The organism is Polaromonas sp., from assembly GCF_030689685.1.
In the GTDB taxonomy this organism is placed as follows: domain Bacteria; phylum Pseudomonadota; class Gammaproteobacteria; order Burkholderiales; family Burkholderiaceae_C; genus Polaromonas.
Genome location: NZ_JAUYEY010000070.1, coordinates 1 through 4,918, shown reverse-complemented (window position 1 = coordinate 4,918; position 4,918 = coordinate 1). Strand labels below are relative to the sequence as shown.

Below are 4,918 nucleotides of genomic sequence, written 5' to 3'. Positions count from 1 at the left end.
TACGCATCGGGGCCAGCGGGCGAGTCTGGGAAACCAGGCGGACCACGCAATCAAGGCCGGATATAAGTAAGCAGCCGACTTCTTCGCAACACGACACAAATTCTTCTTGCTACCCGGGAGGCATCCATATAAGACACCATGGCGCGGCCCCCTGCCCCTCACACCGCTGATCCCAGACGCCCCGGCCTTCACGGCGCACCGGCTCAGGAAGGCCAACCGGCAGGGCAGCGCAAGGGCTGGCCTTTTGCAAAAGGTTCGCAAAACCATCTCGACGAAACCTCCGCGCCATGGCCCCGCCCGCCCTCTCGGCCAGCACCCGCCAAAGCGCCAGCTTCCCACACGCCGGATCAGTAAGTACCGACGTAATCCTTCTTGCCCACTTCGACGCCGTTATGGCGCAGGATGGCATAGGCCGTGGTGGTGTGAAAGAAAAAATGCGGCAAGCCGTAGTTCAGCAGGTAAGACTGGCCACTGAAGATTTTTTCCTTGGGTGTGCCGGCCTGCGTCACAATGCGGCGCTCTTCGCTGCCATCAATCTGGGAAGACTCAAGGGTGGCCATGAAGGCCAGTGTTTTTTCAATTCGCGCCTGCAGGTCGGCAAACGTCTCTTCCTTGTCCTCAAAACCCGGTACCTCCGCGCCGGCCAGACGCGCCGACACACCTTTGGCAAAGTCGCAGGCGATCTGCACCTGGCGCAGCAGAGCAAACATGTCGGGATACAAACGAGCCTGCAGCAAGGCGTTGGGCTCGATTTTCTTCGCTGCGGCATGGGCTTCGGCCTTGGTCAAAACGGCGCTGAGCGCACCCAGCATTTGCTTGAAAACGGGAATGGAAGCCTGGTACATCGAGAGGGTCATGGGAAAAGTCCTTGGAAAGAAAAAAAAAAGGGGGTTAAGCGGCAGGCACGCTGCGCTTTGGCAGCAGGCGTTTGACCAGCGTCACCGCAGCCAGCACCAGCGCGCCGGCCACCACGCCGACCACCGCACCGGCCAGCAAGGGCGTGATGGCGCCCAGCACAGGGCCGGCGGCTGCAGACAAGGCTTCAATGGCGCGGTACAGGGCCGGGATGCCGTGGGCCAGGATACCGCCGCCAACCAGGAACATGGCGGCGGTGCCGACCACCGACAGGGTTTTCATGAGCCACGGCGCGGTGGCCACAATGCCCAGACCCAGGCTGCGCAGCACACCGGTTTTTTGGCTCAGGTACAGACCAGCATCGTCGAGCTTGACGATGCCAGCAACCAGGCCATAAACACCCACAGTCATCAAAATGGCAATGCCGCTGAGCACGCTGAACTGGGTCACAAAAGTGCTGGCTTGTACCGTGCCCAAGGTGATCGCAATGATTTCCGCCGACAAAATGAAGTCGGTGCGTATGGCACCCTTGATCTTGTCTTTTTCAACGGCCATCAGATCAACGGTCGGGTCAGCCCGCGCGTTCAGCAACTCGGCATGGTGGGCGCCCTCTTCAGCCTTGCTGTGCAAAAACTTGTGCGCGAGTTTCTCGAAACCCTCATAGCAGAGGAAGGCCCCACCGACCATCAGCAGCGGCGTCACGGCCCAGGGCGCAAACGTACTGATCGCCAGCGCGGCCGGCACCAGAATCGCTTTGTTCAGCATCGAGCCTTTGGCCACGGCCCAGACCACCGGCAACTCGCGCTCGGCCTTGACGCCGGCGACCTGCTGCGCGTTGAGCGCCAGATCATCGCCAAGAACACCCGCGCTTTTCTTGGCTGCGACCTTGGTCAGCAGCGCCACGTCGTCGAGCACGGTGGCAATATCGTCGAGCAATACAAACAGACTGCTGGCCATGAGGGTTCCAGAAAAATGACGAACAGGACCATTGTCGCAGCAGGGCGGCACCCGTCGCAGGCGTGCGGACAGTAGACAATGGCTCGATGGTTAAAAACTCATTGCTGGCCTACATCGGCTCCCTGGTCTTTTTTCTGGCCGCCGACATGGTCTGGCTGGGCCTGCTGATGACCGGCCAGTACCAGGCCTGGATCGGCCCGCTGATGCGCGAGCAGCCGCTGCTGCTGCCGGCGGCCGTGTTTTACCTGGTGTACCCGGTCGGCCTGGTGGTGTTTGCGGTGCGCCCCGGTCTTGAAAAGCAACGCTGGACGTCTTGCGCCGCGCTCGGCGCGTTTTTCGGCCTGCTGGCCTACGGCACCTATGACCTGAGCAACCTGGCCACGCTCAAGGGCTGGCCACTGCAACTCACGCTGGTGGACATGGTGTGGGGCGCGGCGCTGTCCTGCGGCAGCGCGCTGGCGGGCTACGCCGCTGCACGCGCCTGGGGTTCGCGCCGGCCGGCCTATTGATCTTTTCCAACTACACGACAGTGATTTGAGGCGCCGGGTACTGATGGGCCACGCAGACGCTTCGGCGCGCCGTCGGAGATCTCCTACCTGCGGCGGGTGAGGGCTCAGCAATTCAATGGCGGCTAGCGGTCAGGCGGCCGAAGATCAGCCCCACCAACAGCGCAACGCCCACAGCCTGCAGCGGATGGTCTTTGATATAGGCCTTGGAGTAATCCACCGCCTGCAAGGGTGCGTCGGTGAAACGGTGCGCCTGGTCGCTGACTTTGCCGGCCACGCTGCTGGCACCGCTGGCAAGTTTGTCTACCGTGTTGTGGGCGACGGTAGCGGCACGGTCTACCGTGCTGCGCGCGGGCTCGGCGACCTTGTCGATGGTGTTGTGCAGCGAGCTGCCCGCCTGGCTGACGCCACGCAACAAAGCGCTTTCGCTGCTCGGTGTGACGTTGGATGTTTCCATGATGAATTCCTTCAAGTGTGAGGGTTGCAATCTGCCCACAGCGCCGGCGGAGGCCAGCTTGTGAACGCATCACTCATTTTGAAACGGCGTTCTGGGCTTGCCTGTGCGCAAGGGGATGACGCGCCTGTAGGACAAGGCAGTCAGTAGCTGCGACGCGCCCTCAGTCGAACAGGCCGGGTGTACCGCGCATCGCTCCTTCGATGATCAAGAGCCGCAGTTTGGTGCGAATGCCGCCGCTGGCGGAGAAACCACCCGGCTTGTCGCCCGCGGCCAGCACGCGATGGCAGGGCACCACCGGCGCAAACGGGTTGCGCCCCAGCGCCTGCCCGACGGCGCGCGCAGCGCCGGGCTCGCCGAGCCGGGCCGCCACCTCGCCATAGGTCAGGGTCTGGCCCGGCGGTATGGCACACGCGACGGCGTAGACCCGCTGGTGAAACTCGGGCACGCCGCGCATGTCGAAGACCAGCGTATCAAGCTTTTGCGCCTCGCCGCGCAGCATGGCGCTGATGCCGCAAATGGCCGCCTGCGCATCCTCGCCAGGGGCGGCTTCGGCCGCTTCAGGAAAACGCTGGCGCATGCGCACGCATGTTTGCGCGGCGTCAGTTTCAGGCAACTGCACGCCGCAAATGCCCGCGTTGCCCCAGGCGATGCCGCAGGCGCCGACGGCGGTGTCGAACAGGGCAAAAAAGACGGTGGGGATGACGGCGTTCATGGTGGCGGACATCCTAATGCATGACGGCCATAACAAGGCCGCAACGGCGCAAACTTTGCTACTGAATTAGTAGCTGTCAGCCCATGCTGGACATGGGCTGGCGGTCTGAAACATTGTGCAAATTTCTGTCGGCCGGCACCGACAGGAACTGGCATGATTTTCCTAGGGGTGATTTGCCCGCAGTCGCGCAAGATTGGGCACTTAACCGGAGCATGACCATGACCCATTTTTCCGCCAGCAAGCATGCTGGACGTCCGCGCGAAGTCAACCCGGAGGAGACCGGCTTGGCTGAAGATACCGAAGACCTGCCGCTGTCGCCGGACGAAGACATGTCGGTGATTCCCGACGAGGAGCGGGTGCTGGACGTGCCGTCCTGAACCAGCGTTGGCTCAGCCGACCTCGCGCTTCAGGCGTATTTCTTCGAGCTTGACGGTGCCAACGACCACGGTTTTCAGCGAGGTCATTTCGCGCTTGAAACCGGCGTGTTCGTGAAAGCGCAGCGCGCGCTCATTGCGCACCGGCACCCAGGCCGTGGCCTTGGTGCAGCCTTCTTCCTTGAGACCGTCGTGGGCGGCGTCCCACAGGGCGACGCCCACACCTTTGTTCCAGTGCGCCGGATCCACGTAGATGGCCCAGATCTCGCCGCAGCTTGACGGTGTGCCCTTGTCGCGCGAACGGTCAAACCCGACAAAACCCACAACCTTGTCGCCATTGGTGGCGACCTGCACCTGCGGCTCCATGAACTCGATGGCATCGCGCCAGAACTGCTGGCGTTTGTCGATGGACAGGGTGCCAAGCTGGTCGTCGGGAACCAGGCCCTGGTAGGCAGCGCGTGAGGAGGTGGCGTTGATTTCGGCAATGGCTTTGGCATCGCGCACGGTGGCGGGTCGGACTTGGTAGCTGGACATGAAAGAGGCTCTGGGGAATCGTTGCTGGGGGACCCGGATTGTCGCAGCAAATGAAAACCGCCCCGTCCTATTGAGCGTTTCAAAATTCATGACAGTCAGAACGCTCAATCCCTCACCCCGCCCCTCTCCCAGAGGGCGAGGGTGAGAGCAGTCCAATTCACTGTCGTGTATTTGGAAAAGATCAATAAACTGCAGGTCATGACAAAGACGCCCTCCGATCCGGTTTTCAGCGCGCGCCTGCTGCCAGACGGCGAGCCTTTTGACGCTCCAGCCAGCCGGCCACTGCTGCAATCGGCGCTGCAGGCCAGTATTTTTCTGGAAAGCGCCTGCCGCAACGGCACCTGCCGCAGCTGCATCTGCCGGCTTGCCAGCGGGCTGGTGAGTTATTCCATTTCCACAACATTAGTGCAATAATATCCTCCATCATACTTGATGGAGAAAGTCATGGCACGTCCAGTTACCGGGGATGATGAGACGATCGAAATTGCGCAAATAGCGATCTCGCAAGCCACAACGATGGATG

The 4,918-nt window shown here is 61.8% G+C and carries 8 protein-coding genes; 3 read left to right on the top strand and 5 right to left on the bottom strand.

The window, feature by feature from the left end; all coding sequences use genetic code 11:
- Window positions 1-347: 347 nt before the first annotated feature.
- Window positions 348-857: a DUF1993 family protein gene (locus tag Q8O29_RS16210; RefSeq protein ID WP_305564635.1), complete on the bottom strand. Its 510-nt coding sequence runs from the start codon at window positions 855-857 to the stop codon at window positions 348-350.
- Between the two features lie 34 nt (window positions 858-891).
- Window positions 892-1,812, bottom strand: coding sequence for a DUF808 domain-containing protein (locus tag Q8O29_RS16205; RefSeq protein WP_305564633.1), 921 nt, complete (start codon window positions 1,810-1,812; stop codon window positions 892-894).
- Between the two features lie 86 nt (window positions 1,813-1,898).
- On the opposite strand from Q8O29_RS16205, the gene Q8O29_RS16200 reads away from it, so the two are divergent.
- Window positions 1,899-2,321, top strand: coding sequence for a DUF2177 family protein (locus tag Q8O29_RS16200; RefSeq protein WP_305564631.1), 423 nt, complete (start codon window positions 1,899-1,901; stop codon window positions 2,319-2,321).
- Window positions 2,322-2,433: 112 nt separating this feature from the next.
- On the opposite strand, the gene Q8O29_RS16195 is transcribed toward Q8O29_RS16200, so the two are convergent.
- Together Q8O29_RS16195 and Q8O29_RS16190 are read right to left on the bottom strand one after the other, a co-directional pair.
- A complete protein-coding gene (locus Q8O29_RS16195) occupies window positions 2,434-2,775 on the bottom strand; it encodes a YqjD family protein (protein WP_305564629.1) in 342 nt (113 codons plus the stop codon).
- A 160-nt stretch (window positions 2,776-2,935) separates the two neighbouring features.
- Complete coding sequence (locus Q8O29_RS16190) at window positions 2,936-3,487, bottom strand: methylated-DNA--[protein]-cysteine S-methyltransferase (protein ID WP_305564627.1); 552 nt, start codon at window positions 3,485-3,487, stop codon at window positions 2,936-2,938.
- Window positions 3,488-3,705: 218 nt separating this feature from the next.
- Between Q8O29_RS16190 and Q8O29_RS16185 the strand changes: the two genes are divergently transcribed.
- Window positions 3,706-3,864, top strand: a complete 159-nt coding sequence (locus tag Q8O29_RS16185) for a hypothetical protein (protein WP_305564625.1) — start codon at window positions 3,706-3,708, stop codon at window positions 3,862-3,864.
- 12 nt (window positions 3,865-3,876) lie between these two features.
- Here Q8O29_RS16185 and Q8O29_RS16180 read toward each other — a convergent pair whose 3' ends face one another.
- Complete coding sequence (locus tag Q8O29_RS16180; RefSeq protein ID WP_305564623.1) at window positions 3,877-4,395, bottom strand: GNAT family N-acetyltransferase; 519 nt, start codon at window positions 4,393-4,395, stop codon at window positions 3,877-3,879.
- Window positions 4,396-4,593: 198 nt separating this feature from the next.
- On the opposite strand from Q8O29_RS16180, the gene Q8O29_RS16175 reads away from it, so the two are divergent.
- Entirely contained in the window at window positions 4,594-4,809 is a 216-nt protein-coding gene (locus Q8O29_RS16175) for a 2Fe-2S iron-sulfur cluster-binding protein (protein ID WP_305564621.1), read from the top strand.
- The last annotated feature ends 109 nt before the right edge of the window (window positions 4,810-4,918 follow it).

Coding starts and splice junctions, on each gene's coding strand:
- Q8O29_RS16210 (WP_305564635.1), bottom strand. CDS start 857: ATGACCCTCTCGATGTACCAGGCTTCCATTCCCGTTTTCAAGCAAATG.
- Q8O29_RS16205 (WP_305564633.1), bottom strand. CDS start 1,812: ATGGCCAGCAGTCTGTTTGTATTGCTCGACGATATTGCCACCGTGCTC.
- Q8O29_RS16200 (WP_305564631.1), top strand. CDS start 1,899: ATGGTTAAAAACTCATTGCTGGCCTACATCGGCTCCCTGGTCTTTTTT.
- Q8O29_RS16195 (WP_305564629.1), bottom strand. CDS start 2,775: ATGGAAACATCCAACGTCACACCGAGCAGCGAAAGCGCTTTGTTGCGT.
- Q8O29_RS16190 (WP_305564627.1), bottom strand. CDS start 3,487: ATGAACGCCGTCATCCCCACCGTCTTTTTTGCCCTGTTCGACACCGCC.
- Q8O29_RS16185 (WP_305564625.1), top strand. CDS start 3,706: ATGACCCATTTTTCCGCCAGCAAGCATGCTGGACGTCCGCGCGAAGTC.
- Q8O29_RS16180 (WP_305564623.1), bottom strand. CDS start 4,395: ATGTCCAGCTACCAAGTCCGACCCGCCACCGTGCGCGATGCCAAAGCC.
- Q8O29_RS16175 (WP_305564621.1), top strand. CDS start 4,594: ATGACAAAGACGCCCTCCGATCCGGTTTTCAGCGCGCGCCTGCTGCCA.